This window comes from Pseudomonas sp. 18.1.10, from assembly GCF_024655625.1.
Lineage (GTDB): Bacteria > Pseudomonadota > Gammaproteobacteria > Pseudomonadales > Pseudomonadaceae > Aquipseudomonas.
Genome location: NZ_JANLGL010000112.1, coordinates 1 through 19,171, shown reverse-complemented (window position 1 = coordinate 19,171; position 19,171 = coordinate 1). Strand labels below are relative to the sequence as shown.

The window sequence follows — 19,171 nt, the reverse complement described above, 5'->3', positions numbered from 1 at the left end:
CTGAACCACCGCTTTCGCGAGCAAGCCCGCTCCCACACAAGCCCGCTCCCACATTTTTTACGGCTTCCAGGTCTGTACATACTTGGCATCGACCGCCTTGGGCAACAAGCCCGCCTTGAAAAACGCATCGGCAATCTTCTGCTGCTCACCCAACTGGTCAACCGTCACCGGCTGCACCTGATAGCTGCGGTGTGCATTGGCGGCTTCCACCGTGGCCACGTCCAGGTTGCCCCACAGCGGGCCAAGCACTTTCGCCGCGTCCTGCGGGTGGGCCTTGACCCATTGGCCGGTTTTTTCCAGCTGCTCATACACCACCTTCAACACCTCGGGATGGGCTTTGGCGTAGGGCGTGCCGGTCAAGTAATAGCGCTTGTAGCTGGCAAGTCCGGCGCCGTCCGCCAGGGTACGGGTCGGCAGTTGGCGTTGCACACCGGTGAGGAAGGGTTCCCAGGTGACCCAGGCATCCACCTTGTTGTTTTCGAACGCGGCGCGGCCGTCGGCGGGTGACAGGTAAGCGGGTTCGATATCAGCGAATTCCAGGCCTGCTTTGGCCAGCGCGGCGATCAGCAGATAGTGGGTGCCGGCGGCTTTGGTGACCGCGATTTTCTTGCCTTTCAAATCGCTCAGTTGCTGGATCGGCGAGTCTTTGCGCACCACGATAGCCTGGGCCGAAGGCGAGGGCGCTTCCTGCGCGAAGTAGGTGAGCTTGGCCTGGGCGGCCTGGGCGAAGATCGGCACGGTGTCGGCGACGTCGGCGCTGATGTCCACGTTGCCTACGTTCAGGGCTTCGAGCAGGGGCAGGCCGCTGGGGAATTCGTGCCAGGTCACGTTGATGTGGTTGGCGTTGAGGGCTTTTTCCAGGGTGCCCTGGGTTTTTAGCAGGGTGATCAGGGTGGAGGATTTCTGGTAGCCGATGCGCAGGGTTTCTTGGGCTTCGGCGATGGCGGCTATTGAAAAGGCCAGTAAGCCTAAGACCGCGATGAGGGGGCGACGTATGGGCATTGGGGGGGCTCGATCTTCTAATGGGATGGGGTGAGCTTAAGGTTCTAAAAAACGTTCGTTAAATACTCTTTTGGTCTTAGCTTAAGGTGCTTTGTCCGCGCTTCGAGGAGCCGTGTGAAGCGATGCTAGAGGCGTAGAAGTGGGATCTGCCGGTGTCGGAGGTAACGGCATTCAAGTCGTTGGAGATTGCTCGGCTTTTTTCAACGCTTGACACCTCAAGGTTGACGCGCAAGGATCAACTCAATTTTTAAAAATTGAGTTTCGCTCATGGCAAAAATTCAGAAGCCTACCGATTTCGGGGTGCTGTTTAAGCAATATGGTTTACAGGTTTTCGAGCTGGCAGCTACCTACAAAGCAGTTGACGCAAAGGGACGGTATCTGCATTGGGACGAATTCCGGCGACGGCCTGCGCCAGGGATTCAAAAAGAGGCTGCATGGGCTGCTATTAAAATGTCTAGGGCATATGGCAGCAAGACCCTTGAACTTGTGAGTGAGTGCGGTAACCCATTTTTACTTTACATGACGGATGCCTGCGATGCCGCTATTCATGGCGTTGAACTCGTTGCCGCTAGGCTGGGTGAAGAAGTCGCGTCGACTTCCAAACGACGTGACAATAATAAGTATCTCGTCGACTCTTTAATGATGGAGGAGGCGATTTCAAGTGCTCAGCTAGAAGGGGCTGCCACCACACGCAAAGTCGCCAAGGATATGCTGGCTAAAGAGCGCGCCCCTCAAAATGATGATGAACGGATGATTCTTAATAACTACCTATTGATGAAACATGCCAAGTACAACAAAGGCAGTGAGCTATCCGTTGAACTAATCTGTGAGTTTCATGGTATCGCCACAGCAGGCATTGATGAGGAGGGGGTTAACCCCGGGCAAATCAGAGAAGGTGATGATATTTTTGTCGGCGGTACGGATGGCGAGGTTATTCATCAACCACCGAAGGCATTGTCATTGCCAGCGAGGCTTGAAGTGCTGTGTCGGTTTGCAAATGCTCGGCATGATGGTGTAGATGGGAGAGTATTTATCCATCCTGTGGTTAAGGCGATTATCCTGCACTTCATGATTGGTTATGAGCACCCATTCAGGGATGGAAATGGTCGCGCCGCGCGATGCCTGTTTTATTGGTTTATGCTTAAAACCGGTTACTGGCCTTTTGAGTATATCTCCATAAGCGCCTTGTTGAAGGAGGCTCCGCTTAAGTATGGGCGGTCTTATGTTTATACGGAAACTGACTCATTTGACTTGACCTATTTCGTGGTTTACCAGTTAGAGGTAATTGAGCGTGCTGTCAATGAGTTCATGGATTATTTCGACGAAAAGAGAATTGAAGCGAGCGAGCTGATGACATGGCTGGACGCGCTAAAGCTGAAAGAGAAGCTGACTTATCGGCAGGGCCACTTTTTGAAAAAGGTTCTTCAGCACCCGGGCCGAATTTTCACGCCCAAGGAACTCACGCATGACTACGATGTGTCGGAAAACACTGCACGTAAGGATCTCGAAAAATTGGTCGAAATGAAGGTGCTATTCCAGGTTCAAGAGGGAAAGGGTTTTTTGTATGTCGCGCGCGAGGACGCACAAGCCAACTTGAAAAAGTATTCGGCAGCTCGGTGAATCCATTGGGTATAAACCGGGTCAGCAGGTTGGGGGTTGCCGGTCGCTGTTGAGTCGGTTTTACATGAGGCGAAAAAAACCGGCTGATCAGGCCGGTTTGGATTCCCTGCAACCAACGCAGGCTTACACGTGACTACTCAGCAAACGTTCCGCCCCACCTTCCGCCAGACGACGCTCCTGCAATCGATCCGAACCACCTTCCGCCAAGCGACGCTCTTGCAGACGATCCGACCCACCCTCAGCCACACGACGTTCCAGCAGACGATCCGAACCACCTTCCGCCACACGACGTTCCAGCAGCCGTTCCGCGCCGCCTTCCGCAACACGATTACCTTGCAGGCGTTCAGCCCCCCCTTCAGCCACCAGAGGATGAGCAAAAGCATTGACAGCCACTACCGAAAAAGCAAGTCCAAGCAAGATTTGGCGTTTCATGATGATGTGCTCCAAGTATTTAAGTTGAGTGTTTCCGGGTATGGATTCGATGTTACGCGCCGCAGTTTTTAAGAGAACTTCATTGCGCTGATGGTGACTATCGACACCAGCGATGGCTGCTCAAGGCATCCGTGGCAACTCCTGAGGCCGCAGGTCAAACACCAGCACCTCGGCATCGTCGCCCTGGCTCACGCGGATCTGCCGCTCATCACGCACACGGGCACCGTCGCCTTCTGCAAAGCGCTGGCCGTTGATCTCAACACTGCCCCGGGCCACATGGATGTACGCATAGCGGTCTGGCGCCAAGTCCAGGGTCGCGCTTTCGTCGCCGTTGAACAGCCCCGCATACACCCGCGCATCCTGGCGTACGTTGAGTGACCCCTCGGCACCGTCCGGCGAGATGATTAACTGCAAACGCCCACGCTTCTGCGCCGCGCTGAAGTGCTCCTGTTGATAGCGCGGCTCAGCCCCGACTTCATTGGGCACGATCCAGATTTGCAGGAAGTGCACGCCACGGTTTTGGCTATGGTTGAACTCGCTGTGGGCCACGCCGCTGCCGGCGCTCATCAGTTGCACATCGCCGGGGCGGATCACCGAGCCTGTGCCCAGGGTGTCCTTGTGTTCCAGGGCGCCTTCCAGCACATAGGAGAAAATCTCCATGTCGCGGTGCGGGTGCTGGCCGAAGCCTTTGCCGGCGGCGACGCGGTCGTCGTTGATGACCAGCAGGTCGGAGAACCCCTGTTCTTTCGGGTTCCAGTAGTTGGCGAACGAGAAGGTATGAAACGACTTCAACCAACCGTGATTGGCGGCGCCGCGTTCGGAAGCTTTGCGAAGGGTCAGCATGGTCTTGTCCTCAAGTGAGCGCGGGCTGCGAAGTGCAGGGCGCTGGCGTTGAGAAGAAGGTTAATGGTTATCGAGATATTCATTAAGAAGCTGAAATCTGAATAACTGTCCCTTTTAGATTGACAATAAAAGACATGCCATAATGCCCGCCTGTACCTTATCCGATGGACGTTCCACCCTATGAAAACCGTGGCCATGGCGCTGTTTCCCGACTTCCTGCTGCTCGACATGGCCGGGCCGCTTGAGGTGTTCTCCATCGCCAACCGCTACCTGCCGGCGGCCGAGCATTACCGCATCCTCACCCTCGGCACCGAGCCCGGTGCGTTGCGCGCCTCCAACGGTGTGTTGGTGCAGCCCGACCTGCTGCTGGAGCACGCCTCTGAGGCCTATGACCTGTTGCTGGTGCCCGGCGGCCCCGGGGCCTATAACGAGTGCCATCCCGCGCTGCTGCCGTGGCTCAAGGCTGCCGCACCCAAGGCGCGGCGCTTCGGGTCGATCTGCACCGGCGCGTTTGTATTGGGCCACGCCGGGCTGCTCGACGGCCATCGCGTGACCACCCACTGGCACTACACCGAACGGCTGATCCAGGGCTTTCCCAAGGCCATTGTCGAGACCGATCGCATCTACTTGCAGGACGGCCGCTTGATTACCTCGGGCGGCGTGACCGCCGGTATCGACCTGGCGCTGTCGGTGGTGGCCCAGGATCACGGCAAGCAGGTTGCGGTGGACGTGGCCAAGGTGCTGCTGGTGGTGATGAAACGCCAGGGCGGCCAGGCGCAGTTCAGTCCGATGACGGCTGCGGTGGCGCCCCAGGAAACGCCGATCACACGGGTGCAGAACCATGTGCTGGCGCAGTTGGATCAACCGTTCACCATCGATTCCATGGCCGACCTGGCGGGCATGAGCGCGCGCCACTTCGCCCGGGTGTTTGCCAAGGAAGTGCACATGACGCCCATGGCGTTTTTGCAAGGTGCGCGCATCGACCGCGCCCGCCACCTGCTGGAAACCACCGACCTGCCGCTCAAGACCGTGGCCTTCCACGCCGGTTTCGGCAGCGTGCGCTACATGCGTTTTCTGTTCAGCGAAAAACTCGGCCTCAACCCGACCCAGTACCGCCAGCAGTTCAGCTAAGGCCGATATGGCCGTCTGACGCACCTCAAAGTCCGTGTGGCTCCCCGTGCCAGCATTGTCCTGTCACGGCGAGCTGGCAAGATAGCTCCAAGCCCATGGAAAAGGATGCGCAAACGCCCAAGGCCGGGTGTTTCAGCGCTTTATCGACATGCACAACGCGCCCCCGGTGAGCTTCGGCCGCTACACCTTTCACCCGCAGCAACGCCTGGTCAGCAAGGCTGGCTTTCCGGTGCCGCTGGGTGGGCGGGCGCTGGACATCCTCGCGGTGCTGCTGGAAGCACCGGGGCAATTCGTCAGCAAGGACAGCCTGATCGCCCGCGTGTGGCCCAACAGCGTGGTGGAAGAGAACAACCTGCGCGTGCACATCGCCGCCCTGCGCCGTGCATTGGATTGCCAACCCTGCATCATCAACGATCCCCAGCGCGGCTACAGCTTTGTCGCACTGCTGCACAGCGCTACGCCTGCCGCCAAGCCCCGGCACAATCTGGCCGTGCGCCTGAGCCCGCTGATCGGGCGTGATGAAGTGTTGGGGATGTTGGTGCGGCGCCTGTCCGGGCAACGCCTGATGACCCTGACCGGTTGCGCCGGCGTGGGCAAAAGCAGTCTCGCGTTGGCCCTGGCCGAACGCGTGCTGCCGCGTTATCGCGATGGCGTGTGGTGGGTGGACCTGGCGACGGTGCAAGCGCCGACGCAAATGCTCCGCCATCTGGCCAAGGCGTTGGACCTGGAACCCTGCGCCAGTGCCCAGGCATTGTGCAAACCCCTGGCGACGCGCCAACTGCTGTTGGTGCTCGATGGGGCCGACTTGCTGCTCAGTGCCTGCCGTCACCTGGTGCGCACATTGGCGCAGTACGCGCCTCAGGTGAGTGTGTTGCTGAGCAGCCGCGAAGCCTTGCACTTGCCCGGTGAGTGGGTGCAACACGTGCCCAGGCTGGCGCTGCCGACGCCGTGCGGTTGGGGCAGTGTGGAGCAAGCGATGGCCTATCCCGCCGTGCAGTTGCTTGTTGCGCGGGTTCGCGCCAGTCAGCAGGGCTATGTGTTGCGCGCCCAGGACCTGGCGCCCCTGCGGGATATCTGCCGCAGTCTCGATGGCATTCCCCTGGCCCTGGAGCTGGCGGCGGCCCAGGTCGAAGCCCTGGGCCTACACGGCGTGCAGACGCAATTGCGCAGCAGCTTGCAGGTGTTGACGCGGGGCCGCCGCACGGCGGTTGAGCGTCACCAATCCTTCGCCGCCGCGCTGGATTGGAGTTACGCACGCCTGAGCCTGCCGGAGCGTTGGCTGTTCCTGCAATTGGGCTTGTTCAAGATGGCCGTGACCTTGCCCACGCTGACCGCGCTGGTGGCGGGCACCGAGCTGGAACATGCCGACCTGCCGTACCTGCTGGCGCGGCTGGTGGGCCTGTCGTTGCTGGCCCAGGAACCGGGCCCCGGTCCCGCGCGGTATCGCTTGCTCAACAGCCTGCGCAGCTACGCCTTGGCGCAACTGCGCGACCCTGAGCAGGTGGCGCGCTTGCAGGCTGGCTACAGGCATTACCTGGGGCCGTTTTCAGGCCGGTCGTTTGTCCTGCAACTCGTCGAGCAGGCCGCGTACGCGGAGTAAGTCGGCGGTGGCAAAACCTTCGCTGAAACGCCCGTACACCGACGCCAGCAGATCACGCGCCGCCTGCACGCGGCCCTGGCCCTGCCACAACCGCGCCAACGCCGTGGCGCTGCGCAACTCCCAGGCCAGCGCGCCTTGCTGGTGCGCCAGGCCCAGGGCTTCCAGCAGCAGGGCTTCGGCGGCACGGCTGTCGCTGAGGCGTTCGGCGCGCGCCCGCAGGATCTCCGCAGTGCACCAGCCGGCGCCGCCGTTGCGGGCGCGTTCGAACACGGCGTCGCTCGGCTCGAGGGCGTTGAAGGTGACGAGAATATCTTCCACCAGCCCCAAGCCCTGCACATCGGCGATCCGCGTGGTGCCGGCGTAACAGCGCGCCCAGGTATGGAACAGTTGCACCGAGTGTTTTTGTGCCTGTTGCAGCAGCAGGTCCATGTGCGCACGGGTCGCGGCGGTGTCGCCGTTGTAGCGGGCGATCACCACGCCCGCCAGGGCCAGGGTGTAGCAGATCGACGTGCCATGGTTGATCTGCAACGCGAGTGCCAGCGCCTGCTCGGCGATGCGTGCGGCGCGCTCCGGGAAACCCCGCAGCCAGAGGATGCGCGCGAGGATGGTCAACGACGCCACGCTTTGGTCGTACTGCACGCCAAAACCATGGGTAAAGCGGTTCAGATGGCCGCTCTGGGCCATGCGCTGGATCACCTGCTCGGCGTTGTGCAAGGCCAGCGCCTGGTTGCCGGCGAAGTGTTGCGCGAGCACGCGCAGGCGTTGTGCGCTGAGGTCCAGCAAGGGGTCGGCCTGCGGCCCCAGTTGGTCGAAGTGCAGGCTCTGCGCCAGGGCGTCGCGATAGTTGCCGCAGCACAGGTTGACCGCCATATGCCCCGACACGGCGCGCAATTGGCCGGCGAGGTCCTTGCCCGCTTCGGCCAGGCGCCGCGCACAGGCAAAGGCGTCGATGGTCTGCGGCGTGCCGCCCTGGGTGTGATAGGAAAAGCTGCCCAGCGCCAGTTGCAGGGCCATATGCAGGCGCTGGCTCGGCGTCGGCGATTGCCTCAGCCGCGCCAGGGCCTGGCCCACGTACAACCCGTGTTCGCGCAGCAGCGACAACTCTTGCCACAGCGGCATGGCGCTGACGGTGAGGCGAATGCCCAATAAGTGCACGCCGTGGTCGCCAAGGCCCCAGTCGAGGGCGGCGCGGATGTCTTCGCGCAGGGGCGCATAGCGGTCGATCCACGGCTGGGTCGCGGTCAGTTCCCAATCGTCCTGCGCCTGGTTCATCAGGCTCAGGCAACGTTCGGCGTGGCGTGCGCGGGTGCCGTCCAGCTCGCCGGCGCTGCTGAGTTTTTCCAGGGCGTAGGTGCGGGTGATGTCGTGCAGGCGATAGACCACCTCGTCATCACCGGCCTCCACATTGAGCAAGGACTTGGCCACCAGCTGCGTGATGGAACCCAGCACTTCTGCGGGCGCCACCTGTTCCCCGGCGATCACCGCCGCCGCGCTGGCCAGACTGAAGCCGCCGCGAAACACCGCGAGGCGGCGCAGGCAGATCTGCTCGCAGCCGGTGAGTAGCTCAAAGCTCCAGTCCAGCGTGGCGCGCAGGGTTTGCTGGCGGGGCAGGGCACTGTTGCGGCCACGGGTGAGCAGGCGGAAGTTGTCTTCCATCTGCACCAGCAGGCCCGGCAGGCCGAAGCGTTCGATCTGCGCCGCGACCAGTTCGATTGCCAGGGGAATGCCGTCCAGGCGCTGGCAGATATCGATGGCCAGCGGCAGCTCGGCGTCGCTGAGGGCAAAGCTGTCCTGGTGGGACATCGCCCGTTCGATCAGCAATTGCAGGGCCGGGTAACCGAGGGCCTGGGCGCGGTTGCCGGTGGCCGGCGGGCACGCCAGCGGCTCCAGGCGCTGCACGGATTCACCCTCGGCCCGCAGCGCTTCGCGGCTGGTGGCGATGATGTGCAACTCGGGCGCGTAGCGCAGCAGGGTTTCGCTGATAAGCGCGATGTCGTCCAGCAGGTGCTCGCAGTTGTCGATCACCAGCAGTAGCTGGCGCGTTTGCAGGCTGCGGGCCAAGGTGAGCAAGGGCTCATGTTCGCTGAGGGTGAGGTCGAGCAGGGCGGCGAGGTTGGGCAGGATCATCGACGGCGCGCTCAGCGGCGCCAGGTCGAGCAGGCGGATGCCGTCGCGGTAATGCCCGATCAGCAACTCCGCCACCCGCAGCGCCACGGTGGTCTTGCCGATGCCGCCGGCGCCGGTGAGGGTGATGAAACGTTGTGCGGGCAGTTGCTGCACCAGTGCATCGATCAGCGCCTGGCGGCCAATCATGCGCGTGCGCCGCAGCGGCAGGTTGTGGCTCGGGCGTTGCGGCGCACCTTCGGTGGGCAGGCTCATGGGTTCGATGCTCAGTGGCGCGACAAAACTGTAGCCACGCTGGGCCACGGTCACGATATAGCGCTGCCCGGCCTGGCCATCGCCCAAGGCCTTGCGCAGCGCGGCCATATGCACCCGCAGGTTGCCGTCTTCCACCACGCTCCTGGGCCACACGCGGGCGATCAATTCCTGCTTGCTCACCACGTTGCCGGCCTGCTCCAGCAGGATCAGCAAGATCTCCACGGCACGCCGCCCCAGGCGCAACGGGCGGCCGCCTTCCAACACCAGGCGCTGGCGCGGGTGGATGCGGTAGGGGCCGAACTGCACGGCCTGGTCGCTGAGGTCATTCATGGCGGCCATGCTCTGGGAAAAGGGTGCGGCCAGCATATTCCAGGCGGGTGCCCACCACTAGGCCGCAATCACTTGCGGCCTGTGACGCAATTGGTGATTTCGCCAGGTCATCGGGTTGACGCCTTCGCTACGGGTGAACATGTGGCAGAAGTGCGCCTGGTCGCAAAAGCCGCACTCCAGGCTGATCTGCGTGAGGCTCAAGGCGGAACCGGTAATCAATTCCTTGGCGCGCTGGATGCGCTGTTGGCGAATCCATTCCTGCGGCGGCAGCCCGGTGGTGCACTTGAACGCCCGCGAAAAATGGCTGCGCGACAGCGCGCAGGCCTGGGCCAGTTCGGCAATCGCCAGGCTTTCACCGAGGTTGGCGAGGATCAATTGTTTGGCAATCCGCTCACGCCGGGCACACAGGCCGCCGGTCGCGGATAAACGGGGAGCAGTGTGCTCAAGTCGGGCCATGACGGATATCCGCAGTCGATGGGAGCGTTCCCGGTGAATGGATGCAGTGTAGACCGACACATTCTTGGCGCCAGACCGTCCGGCTGACGAGTTAATCGTTGTTAATTTCGCCAGGTGCGGGCGTTGAAAAGACAGCACAGCGGTGCAATCCAGGCCGCGTTTGGCGTGCTTTTCTGGCGGCTCGCCAACCGCTTGGATACCGCTATGAACCGCAACGACCTGCGCCGCGTCGATATGAACCTGTTGGTGGTTTTCGAAGCGCTGATGTTCGAGAAGAACCTGACCCGGGTCGCCGAGAAACTCTTCATGGGCCAACCGGCGGTGAGTGCGGCATTGGGGCGTTTGCGCGATCTGTTCGACGACCCGTTGCTGCTGCGCAACGGGCGGGGCATGGAGCCCACGCCACGCGCCGTGGCGATACTCAAGGAGCTGCAACCGGCCATGGACATCATCTCGGGCGCTGTCAGCCGCGCCAAGGATTTCGATCCCTCCACCAGCTGCGCGGTGTTTCGCATCGGGCTGTCCGACGATGCCGAATTTGGTTTGTTTCCGCCGTTGCTCAGCCAACTGCGTGAGGAGGCACCGGGGATTGTCGTGGTGGTGCGTCGTGCCAATTACCTGCTGATGTCGGCGTTGTTGGCCAGTGGCGAGATTTCGGTGGGGGTCAGTTACACCACGGAGCTGCCGGCGAATGCCAAGCGCAAGAAGCTGCGGGATATTCCGTGCAAGGTGCTGCGGGGGGACGGGGGCACATCGCCGTTGACCCTGGATGACTATTGCGAGCGGCCCCATGCGATGGTGTCGTTTTCTGGGGATTTGAGCGGCAATATCGACCTGGACCTGGCACGCATTGGCCGGGCGCGGCGGGTGGTGTTGGCCGTGCCGCAATTCAGTGGGTTGCGGGCGTTGTTGGCGGGGACGCAGATTATTGCGACCGTGCCGGATTATGCGGCGTGTGCGTTGACCGAGGGCACCACCTTACGCGCCGAAGACCCGCCGTTCGCGATTGATGCCGCGGAATTGTCGATGGTGTGGAGTGGGGTGCATGACAATGATCCGGCAGAGCGGTGGTTGCGGGGGCGGATTGGCGAGCATATGGCGAGACGGTTGTAGAGGAGGCTGAACTTCATATTGGTTATATGTTTTATAATGAAAAGATTTTAAAACTGTGAACATTGACAGTCATTTTGAGCGAGGTGGTGCTCCTAATATATAGCAACTCGTTGGGTTGATGTAATGTGAGGGTTAAATCATGTCGCGGAAAAAAAATGAAATCGACGGTGCGCTGGATGTTGCTGCTCATGATATTAATGAGGATGGTAGCTTAAAGCCTGAAAATATTACTGTTTTTGGTCCCGATCATGGCATGAATGCATTTTCTGAAGAGCGGTCATTTCCGGAAAATATAGTGCCCGATTTATCAGATCTTAAACTCGATGATGACGATTCACCTAAAGCCGGCTGGTGTCCGAATGGTAATTGGAGTAGTGGTATATGTCGTCCGTATAATAACGAGCATAGAGTCAGGTGGATGGCCGCTTACGGATCAGCCAAACATCTTCGGGTTCAAGATGCCATTCTTCCGGGTACTCATCAGTCGGCGTTTGATAAAAGAGCAGCATATACACCTTCCATGGAGACTTGTCAGGATGTGACCGTTCACACGCAACTGCATGCAGGTATTCGTGTGATTGACATCAGAGTCCAATTTTATTCTGGTTATCCGGCGGGCGATAGCCGTCGGTTCATGATTTTTCATAGTGGTAACAATGGCCGAACGATTCAGGGTGATATTTTAAATGCGTTATTGGACTTTTACAGTGATGTAAGAAATAGGGGTGAGGTTGTTGTTCTTGATTTTCATGAGTTCAAGGGATTTACGGTTGCCGCGCATCTTGAGTTGGCCGGGGTTATTAAAAATTCGTTGCGTGGACTTATAGCGCCTCATAAGTTCAGAAGCTTTAATCTGGCGCAGTTGGCTGCGTTGGGTAAGACGGTAGTCATTGCCTATCAAAATGATAATCGGAATCCGGATTTTTGGACGGGAGTCAATCAGCGTTGGATTGGGTCTGATCAGCCAACATCCTCTCAGTTAAAAGCATTTATTGATAAAGTGGCAGCTGAGTCGAAGGGGCCTTGGGAACTCAAATCGATCCAGGCAGCCAAGTATAATAAGTTGTTTCATACGCCTGATGATATGTCGCCGGATATCATGAGTTGGTTTGCGTCAGGCACTGCGGCGAGCCCTATTATGAAGCATTATATAATTAATACTGACTGGTCTTTGCGTCATCGGCTTGTTGATAATATTATCTACGCCAATCAGTTTCGTTTTGGTTATTATAATGAGACGTGGGCTTGCTATGAGCCGACGAATTACATTCCTTATAGGTTGAGTCTTATTTATTGGGTTTTTTATGGCTGTTCGCGCAGTAATATTATTTTGCCGGACCCTGCCAACTCACCCTATGGTGAGCATGGATTGGTGGTTGCGATAGGTCGAGAAATTAGCACGACGTTGACAATAAGGCACTCGATATTTCCAGCTGATATTAATGTTCCAATGTCAGCGGGCGATGTTGCTGCGTTTGTTTATTTGAATAAGCGTTGGGAGTTTGTGTGTGAGGTTTATACGCCTAACACCAACGGTTCAATGGTGCCGCCGCCACCGTTTGGTGAAAAATTTGCCCGTTATGTACTGAGTGACGGCAATAAGGCTTCGCCGATCCGATTGGCACCCTATGCTGAAAAAATCAATAGCGTGGTATTTGTTACCTCTAGTGCTACTTCTGTTATTGAAATTTATGGAGCCCACATAGTTGGAGGTCAACACCTTTACTTGAAGGAAGGCGGTACTTATGCATTTGCTTATGCAGGGGGAGGTATGTGGCGGCTGTTGAATTAAGCTAAATGCATAGCTCAAATAAAATATCAGTGCCTGCGTAAGCTCCGTCAGTGTAGCCATGCTTGCGTAGGTTTTTTCGGTGGCGGGTGTCTTACACTCAGTAAACGATGATTCTTCGCTAGACAGCACATACATCCAATTCCCCATCCCACATCCCCGCCAAACTTCCCCCCTTTCAAATCTCTAGGGGGAATCAAGCACCATGGACCAAGCCTCCAAGACAGGCCCCGACGAAGTCGTCACCCTGGTCGTCAAACACCTCATCAAACAAGGCCACGAAGCCGACTACGAAGCCTGGCTGCGCCGCATCGTACGCATCGCCGGTGAGCGCCCCGGCCACCTCGGCGTCGACGTCGTACGCAGCAAGCAAAACGGCCTAGCCCTGTTCACCTGCGTGTTGCGCTACCGCTCCACCGATGCCCTGGAAACCTGGCTCGATTCCCCCGAGCGCAAAACCCTGATCGACGAAGTCGCTCCCCTGCTAGCCGACGGCGACAACACCGAAATCGGTGCCGTCAACGAGTTCTGGTTCAACCCCGAAACCGAAAACGCCGCCAAACCGCCGCGCTGGAAGCAGGCCGTGGTCACGCTGTTTGTGATCCTGCCGCTGACCCTGCTGGTCCCGATCATCTGGGGCCCGGTGCTGCGCCTGCACCCCTTCCTCTCCAACTATGTGGTCGCCACCTTCCTGGTCACCCTGACCATCGTCCTGCTGGTGGTCTACCTGCTGATGCCGGCCGCCACTCGCCTGTTCGCTCCCTGGCTTGAAGCCTCTGTAAAGGAAACCCTATGAACGCCGACCTGATTCTGTTCAATGGCCAGTTCCACACCGTGGACCGGGAAAACCCGCGCGCCACCGCCGTCGCCATCCACCAGGGCCGTTTTGTTGCCGTCGGCACCGACGGTGAAGCCATGGCCCTGCGCGGCAGTGGCACCCAGGTCATCGACCTCAAGGGCCGCACCGTGATCCCCGGCCTCAACGACTCCCACTTGCACCTGATCCGTGGCGGCTTGAACTACAACCTCGAACTGCGCTGGGAAGGCGTGCCGTCCCTGGCCGATGCGTTGCGCATGCTCAAGGACCAGGCCGACCGCACCCCGACACCGCAATGGGTGCGCGTGGTGGGTGGCTGGAACGAATTCCAGTTCGCCGAAAAGCGCATGCCCACGCTCGAAGAGTTGAACCAGGCCGCGCCGGACACGCCCGTGTTCGTGCTGCACTTGTACGACCGCGCCTTGCTCAACCGCGCCGCCCTGCGCGTGGCGGGCTACACCAAGGACACGCCGAACCCGCCGGGCGGCGAGATCGTGCGCGACAGCCACGGCAACCCCACCGGCATGCTGGTGGCGCGGCCCAACGCGATGATCCTCTATTCGACCCTCGCCAAAGGCCCGAAACTGCCGCTGGAATACCAGGTCAACTCGACCCGCCAGTTCATGCGTGAACTCAACCGCCTCGGCCTGACCAGCGCCATCGATGCTGGCGGCGGTTTCCAGAACTACCCCGATGACTATGCGGTGATCGAGCAGTTGGCCAAGGACGAACAGTTGACGGTGCGCATCGCCTACAACCTGTTCACCCAGAAGCCCAAGGAAGAACTCAGCGACTTCAAGAACTGGACCGGCAGCGTCACCCTGCACCAGGGCGATGACTACCTGCGCCACAACGGCGCCGGCGAGATGCTGGTGTTCTCGGCCGCCGACTTCGAAGACTTCCTCGAGCCGCGCCCGGACCTGCCGCTGACCATGGAGCAGGAGCTGGAACCGGTGGTGCGCCATCTGGTGGAGCAGCGCTGGCCGTTCCGCCTGCATGCCACGTATGACGAGTCCATCTCGCGCATGCTCGACGTGTTCGAGAAGGTCAATCGCGACATTCCGTTCAATGGCCTGCCGTGGTTCTTCGACCACGCCGAAACCATCACGCCGAAAAACATCGAGCGCGTGCGTGCCTTGGGCGGCGGTATTGCGATCCAGGACCGCATGGCGTTCCAGGGCGAGTACTTCGTCGAGCGCTACGGCGCCAAGGCCGCCGAAGCCACGCCGCCGATCAAGCGCATGCTCGCCGAAGGCGTGCCGGTAGGGGCGGGTACCGATGCCACGCGGGTGTCGAGCTACAACCCGTGGACCTCGCTGTACTGGATGGTCAGCGGCCGCACCGTCGGCGGCCTGGAGCTGCACGCCGAAGGCTTGCCGCGCCTCACCGCGCTGGAACTGTTCACCCACGGCAGCGCCTGGTTCTCATCCGAGCAGGGCAAGAAAGGCCAGATCAAGGTCGGCCAATTGGCGGACGTCGCCGCACTGTCGGCGGACTTTTTCAGTGTCGATGAAGAAGCCATCAAGTGGATCGAATCGGTGCTCACCGTGGTCGGCGGCAAGGTGGTTTACGGCGCCGGCGACTTTGAAGATTACGCACCACCACGTGTACCGGTGCTGCCGGACTGGTCGCCGGTGGTCAAGGTGCCGGGTCACTGGCGCCCAAGTTCGCCGTTGCAGGCGCAAGTGCACCAGTGCAGCGGCCCCTGCGGCGTGCATGTCCACAGCCACGAAAAGGCGCGGCTGTCCAGCGTGCCGGTCAGCGACTTCCAGGGCTTCTGGGGCGCGTTTGGCTGTTCCTGCTTTGCTTTCTGATTTCCCATCCCCCGTAAGGAGTTGAACCATGGCTAGCCCACGCTTGAACAAAGATGACGCGGTTGTACTGTTGGTCGATCACCAGACTGGTCTGATCTCCCTGGTCCAGGATTTCTCCCCCAACGAATTCAAGAACAATGTCCTGGCCCTGGCCGATGTGGCGAAGTTCTTCAACCTGCCGACCATCCTCACCACCAGCTTTGAAAGCGGCCCCAACGGCCCGCTGGTGCCGGAACTCAAGGAACTGTTCCCGGACGCGCCGTACATCGCTCGCCCTGGCCAGATCAACGCCTGGGACAACGAAGATTTCGTCAAGGCCGTCAAGGCGACCGGCCGCAAGCAGATCATCATTGCCGGCGTCGTGACCGACGTGTGCGTGGCGTTCCCGACCCTGTGCGCGCTGGAGGAAGGCTTTGACGTGTTCGTGGTTACCGACGCCTCGGGCACCTTCAACGAAACCGTGCAACAGGCCGCCTGGGCGCGCATGACCGCCGCCGGTGCACAACTGGTGAACTGGTTCGCCGTGGCCTGTGAACTGCAACGGGACTGGCGCAACGACATGGAAGGCCTGGCCAACCTGCTGTCGCCGCGCATCCCCAACTACCGCAACCTGATGAACAGCTACTCGGCGTTTACTGCCAAGTAACCCGTTCTAGAAAACTGCGCAACACCCCTGTGGGAGCGGGCTTGCTCGCGAATACGAAGTGTCAGTCAATAGATTGTGTGACTGACCCACCGCATTCGCGAGCAAGCCCGCTCCCACATTTTGGTTTGTGGTGTTGCGACGAACCGGTTATACAACCGCACAAATGTCCACCGAGAAGCGACAATGAACCCCTTTGAAGACATGCGCCTGTTCTGCCAGGTCATGGAGTCCGGCAGCTTCACCGCCGCCGCCGAACAGTTGGGCCTGTCCAAGCAGTTCGTCAGCCGCCGCCTGATCCAGCTGGAAGACCGCCTCGGCGTGCGTCTGCTCAACCGTTCCACCCGCCGCCTGGATGTCACGCCACTGGGCCAGAGTTATTACGAATCGGCCCTGCGCCTGCTCGGTGAAGTCGAGCAAGTGGAGCAGGGCATCGCCGGGCAGAACAGCGAGCCGCGCGGCACCATTCGCCTCAGCGCGCCGTTGTCGTTTGCCATGGCCCACCTCGGTTGCCTGTTGCCGCTGTTTTTGCAACGCCATCCCCAAGTGTCGGTGGAGGTCGATCTCAGCGACCGCCCCGTGGACCTGATCGGCGAAGGCTACGACCTGGTCTTGCGCATCGGCACCCTGGAAGACTCCACCCTGATTGCCCGCCGTATCGCCAGCATTCCCCGGGTGTACTGCGCCAGCCCCGACTACCTGGCGCTGCGCGGCACCCCGCAAAAACCCGATGATCTCGCCGACCACGACTGCCTGCCCTACGGCCACGGCCGCCAGGTGCAATGGCGCTTCAAGGGCAAGGTGCAGGCGCTGAATGTGAGCGGGCGGATGCGCGTGAACAACGGTGATCTGTTGCGCGACACCGCCATCGCCGGTTTGGGCGTGACCTACCTGCCGACCTTTATCGTCGGCGACGCGCTGAAGGACGGGCGCCTGGTCAGCGTGTTGGACGAATTCGCCCCCGAAGACCTGACCCTGTCGGCGGTGTACCCGCAACACCGGCAAAGCTCACGGCCGGTGCAGGCGCTGGTAGAGTTCCTGCGCGAGCGCCTGGCTAGCGGCTGTTGAACAGCTGGCGGATCAGGTTGGGCGTGCTGCCGGTCCAGCGCTTGAATGAGCGGCGAAAGTTCGCCGCATCGTTGAAGTTCAAGTACGCCGCCACTTCCTCATTGCTGTAGCCCTTGACCTGATACAGGTGCAACGCCACCTGCTTGCGCACCCGGTCCACTTGCTGCTGAAACCCGGTGTCGTGCTTGTGCAGCTTGCGCTTAAGGGTCGCCGGGCTCATGGCGAACGCCAGCGCCGCCTGTTCCAGGCTCGGCGGTTGACGCACCAGGTCGCGCAGGTAGTCGTCGAGGCAATCGAGAAAACTGCCGGCAAAGCCCAACTGTTCGATCTGCTCCCGGGCCTGCTGGCGCGCGACCTGCCCAGCCGTGACGGACGCGCCCGGCCACGGGCGAGTGAGGTATTCGCGGGGGATGCACAGCATGTCCAGCGGCCGATCAAAGCGCGTGTCTTCGCCCAGGTGCACCCAATACTGTTCGACATAACGCGGCTCGGCATGGCTGAAACTGGCCACCCACGGCAGGCGTTCGCCGCTGAGCCATTGGCTCATGGCAACCAGCGAGGTCATGCTGGCTTCGAGCAGGAAACGCCAGTGTTCGCCGGCACCACAACTGTCCAGCCAATACAGGTAGGCATGGTGCTCATCCAATTCCAATTGCAGGGTGACCAGCGGGCTGAGCAGCACTTGCTGCTGGATCAGGATGTCCAGCGCCTGATGCAGGTTCTGCGCGTGGCCCAAGGCGTGGCTGGCCGCACCGTAATAGCCGGGCAACAAGCGCTGGCCGAACAGGAAGCTGCTGTCGTCGGCGTCCAGTAACTTGCGGCTGTTGCCGATCAGGCCGAGAAATTGCTGCGGGCTCAGCCGTGCCGTGCCCGCCAGGATGTCCTCATGAAACAGCCCGGTGCCACGCAGCAGGCGATGGCTGTCGATGTCCCGCGACAACGCCAGGTCGATCAGGGTGGCGGGTTGGTAATGCCCCGGGATGAAGCGGCTGTCGGCTTCATACCAGTCTGTTTTCACCGCCATCTCAGGCGCTTTTCGCAAGGGGTTGCTTGGCGCGGGCGAGGGCCAGGTTTAGGCGCTTGAGCAAATCCTGCGGCGCCTCGTCCAGGGCCATGACCACGGCGGTGGTCGCCGCCAGTTGCAGGCGTTCGCCTTGCAGCCGGGTCTTGTGGGCGAGGGCTCGCACGGTTTGTTGCAGCTCCAGCGCGAGCACCTGGGCTTGGCGTTCGCCGGTGTTGGGCAGCAGCACCACGAAGCGGTCGCCGGCCAGGCGGCAGAGCAAATCCTGACGGCGCAGGTTCAGCAACAGCACATGGCTGAGGGCCTGCAGCACCGCGTCGCCTTCGGCATGCCCATAGGCCTGGTTGATGGCGGCGAAGTTATCCAGGTCCAGGGCCAGCAGGGACAGCGGTTGCTGCTGCTCCTGGCTGTCGCGCAGGCTGTCGGCCAATTGGCGCTTGAGGTAGTCGGCGCCGGCCAGGGGCGTGAGTTTGTCGAACAGGCGATGCTCGCGGAACAGCCGCTCGCGTTTCTCCATTTGCGCACTGATCGCCAGTTGTTCGCGGTGCCAGTGGTAGATGCCGATGGTCAGCAGGATCATGCCCACCGGCATCGGCCCGGATTCGAGCCAGTGGTCCCAGGTGATGCTGTCGGGCAGGCGGATGAACTCGTCGAGGCTGTCGATCCACCAGGAGAAAAAGATGCACGACAGGCCCAGCGCCAGGTAGTTGGTCACGCGCCCGGCGGGGCGGCTTTTCAGCACCAGGCCGAGCCATACCAGGGCGAGCAGGGCGGAGCCGCCTTCGCCGAAGATGTCCAGCCACACCCACTCGCTGAAGCTTTTCAACTCGCCACAGGCCAGGTGCAGGATCAACCCGAGGTTGGCGGCGATCAGCAGCAGGGAGAGTTTCCAGCGGTGGGGTTTGAGCACGGAGAACATGGCCGCGAATCCTTGGGCAACAGAGCGATGGGCGCCAGCACAGCAGATGGATGTGACGGTTGCGTGACGGTGGGGGTGGGTCGAATCAGCTCACGGCAAACCCCCAATCTTTTGGCAAACACCGTTCAAATGTGGGAGCTGGCTTGTGTGGGAGCGGGCTTGCTCGCGAATGCAGTGTGTCAGTCAAAGCTGTT

At 60.6% G+C, this 19,171-nt stretch carries 16 protein-coding genes; 9 read left to right on the top strand and 7 right to left on the bottom strand.

Features of this window, described 5'->3' with window-relative positions:
• Window positions 1-57 precede the first annotated feature (57 nt).
• Window positions 58-1,002, bottom strand: a complete 945-nt coding sequence (locus NUV89_RS18530; protein WP_257782442.1) for an aliphatic sulfonate ABC transporter substrate-binding protein — start codon at window positions 1,000-1,002, stop codon at window positions 58-60.
• 267 nt (window positions 1,003-1,269) lie between these two features.
• On the opposite strand from NUV89_RS18530, the gene NUV89_RS18525 reads away from it, so the two are divergent.
• The gene (locus NUV89_RS18525) at window positions 1,270-2,622 is read left to right on the top strand and encodes a Fic family protein (protein ID WP_257782441.1); all 1,353 of its coding nucleotides are present in this window, start codon (window positions 1,270-1,272) and stop codon (window positions 2,620-2,622) included.
• Between the two features lie 123 nt (window positions 2,623-2,745).
• On the opposite strand, the gene NUV89_RS18520 is transcribed toward NUV89_RS18525, so the two are convergent.
• Together NUV89_RS18520 and NUV89_RS18515 are read right to left on the bottom strand one after the other, a co-directional pair.
• Window positions 2,746-3,054: a hypothetical protein gene (locus NUV89_RS18520; protein WP_257782440.1), complete on the bottom strand. Its 309-nt coding sequence runs from the start codon at window positions 3,052-3,054 to the stop codon at window positions 2,746-2,748.
• 120 nt (window positions 3,055-3,174) lie between these two features.
• Window positions 3,175-3,897: a pirin family protein gene (locus NUV89_RS18515; RefSeq protein WP_257782439.1), complete on the bottom strand. Its 723-nt coding sequence runs from the start codon at window positions 3,895-3,897 to the stop codon at window positions 3,175-3,177.
• A gap of 180 nt (window positions 3,898-4,077) precedes the next feature.
• On the opposite strand from NUV89_RS18515, the gene NUV89_RS18510 reads away from it, so the two are divergent.
• Window positions 4,078-5,028, top strand: a complete 951-nt coding sequence (locus NUV89_RS18510; protein ID WP_257782438.1) for a GlxA family transcriptional regulator — start codon at window positions 4,078-4,080, stop codon at window positions 5,026-5,028.
• Window positions 5,029-5,176: 148 nt separating this feature from the next.
• Window positions 5,177-6,628, top strand: a complete 1,452-nt coding sequence (locus NUV89_RS18505; RefSeq protein WP_257782437.1) for a winged helix-turn-helix domain-containing protein — start codon at window positions 5,177-5,179, stop codon at window positions 6,626-6,628.
• On the opposite strand, the gene NUV89_RS18500 is transcribed toward NUV89_RS18505, so the two are convergent.
• Window positions 6,575-9,337 (bottom strand): helix-turn-helix transcriptional regulator, encoded by a 2,763-nt coding sequence (locus NUV89_RS18500; RefSeq protein WP_257782436.1) that lies wholly within the window; start codon window positions 9,335-9,337, stop codon window positions 6,575-6,577. The two genes, NUV89_RS18505 and NUV89_RS18500, sit on opposite strands and share 54 nt — an antisense overlap.
• A 57-nt stretch (window positions 9,338-9,394) precedes the next feature.
• Window positions 9,395-9,793 carry a helix-turn-helix domain-containing protein gene (locus tag NUV89_RS18495; protein ID WP_257782435.1) on the bottom strand — a complete coding sequence of 133 codons (399 nt, stop codon included), beginning with the start codon at window positions 9,791-9,793 and terminating at the stop codon, window positions 9,395-9,397.
• Window positions 9,794-9,997: 204 nt separating this feature from the next.
• Here NUV89_RS18495 and NUV89_RS18490 point away from each other — a divergent pair, with 204 nt between their 5' ends.
• The 6 genes from NUV89_RS18490 to NUV89_RS18465 all read left to right on the top strand — a co-directional run bounded on the left by NUV89_RS18490 (window position 9,998) and on the right by NUV89_RS18465 (window position 17,037).
• The gene (locus NUV89_RS18490) at window positions 9,998-10,906 is read left to right on the top strand and encodes a LysR family transcriptional regulator (RefSeq protein ID WP_257782434.1); all 909 of its coding nucleotides are present in this window, start codon (window positions 9,998-10,000) and stop codon (window positions 10,904-10,906) included.
• 139 nt (window positions 10,907-11,045) lie between these two features.
• Window positions 11,046-12,698, top strand: a complete 1,653-nt coding sequence (locus NUV89_RS18485; RefSeq protein ID WP_257782433.1) for a hypothetical protein — start codon at window positions 11,046-11,048, stop codon at window positions 12,696-12,698.
• Between the two features lie 202 nt (window positions 12,699-12,900).
• On the top strand, window positions 12,901-13,491 hold the full coding sequence (locus tag NUV89_RS18480; protein WP_257782432.1) for an antibiotic biosynthesis monooxygenase: 591 nt from the start codon (window positions 12,901-12,903) through the stop codon (window positions 13,489-13,491).
• Window positions 13,488-15,326, top strand: coding sequence for an amidohydrolase (locus tag NUV89_RS18475; RefSeq protein WP_257782431.1), 1,839 nt, complete (start codon window positions 13,488-13,490; stop codon window positions 15,324-15,326). The genes NUV89_RS18480 and NUV89_RS18475 overlap by 4 nt, the downstream gene beginning before the upstream one ends.
• 28 nt (window positions 15,327-15,354) lie before the next feature.
• Window positions 15,355-15,972: an isochorismate family cysteine hydrolase YcaC gene (ycaC, locus tag NUV89_RS18470; protein ID WP_257782430.1), complete on the top strand. Its 618-nt coding sequence runs from the start codon at window positions 15,355-15,357 to the stop codon at window positions 15,970-15,972.
• A gap of 183 nt (window positions 15,973-16,155) precedes the next feature.
• The gene (locus NUV89_RS18465; protein ID WP_257782429.1) at window positions 16,156-17,037 is read left to right on the top strand and encodes a LysR family transcriptional regulator; all 882 of its coding nucleotides are present in this window, start codon (window positions 16,156-16,158) and stop codon (window positions 17,035-17,037) included.
• Here the strand turns inward: NUV89_RS18465 and NUV89_RS18460 are convergent.
• Together NUV89_RS18460 and NUV89_RS18455 are read right to left on the bottom strand one after the other, a co-directional pair.
• Window positions 17,024-18,061, bottom strand: a complete 1,038-nt coding sequence (locus NUV89_RS18460) for an AraC family transcriptional regulator (protein WP_257782428.1) — start codon at window positions 18,059-18,061, stop codon at window positions 17,024-17,026. The two genes, NUV89_RS18465 and NUV89_RS18460, sit on opposite strands and share 14 nt — an antisense overlap.
• Before the next feature lies 1 nt (window position 18,062).
• Window positions 18,063-18,977 carry a GGDEF domain-containing protein gene (locus NUV89_RS18455; RefSeq protein ID WP_257782427.1) on the bottom strand — a complete coding sequence of 305 codons (915 nt, stop codon included), beginning with the start codon at window positions 18,975-18,977 and terminating at the stop codon, window positions 18,063-18,065.
• Window positions 18,978-19,171: the final 194 nt, after the last annotated feature.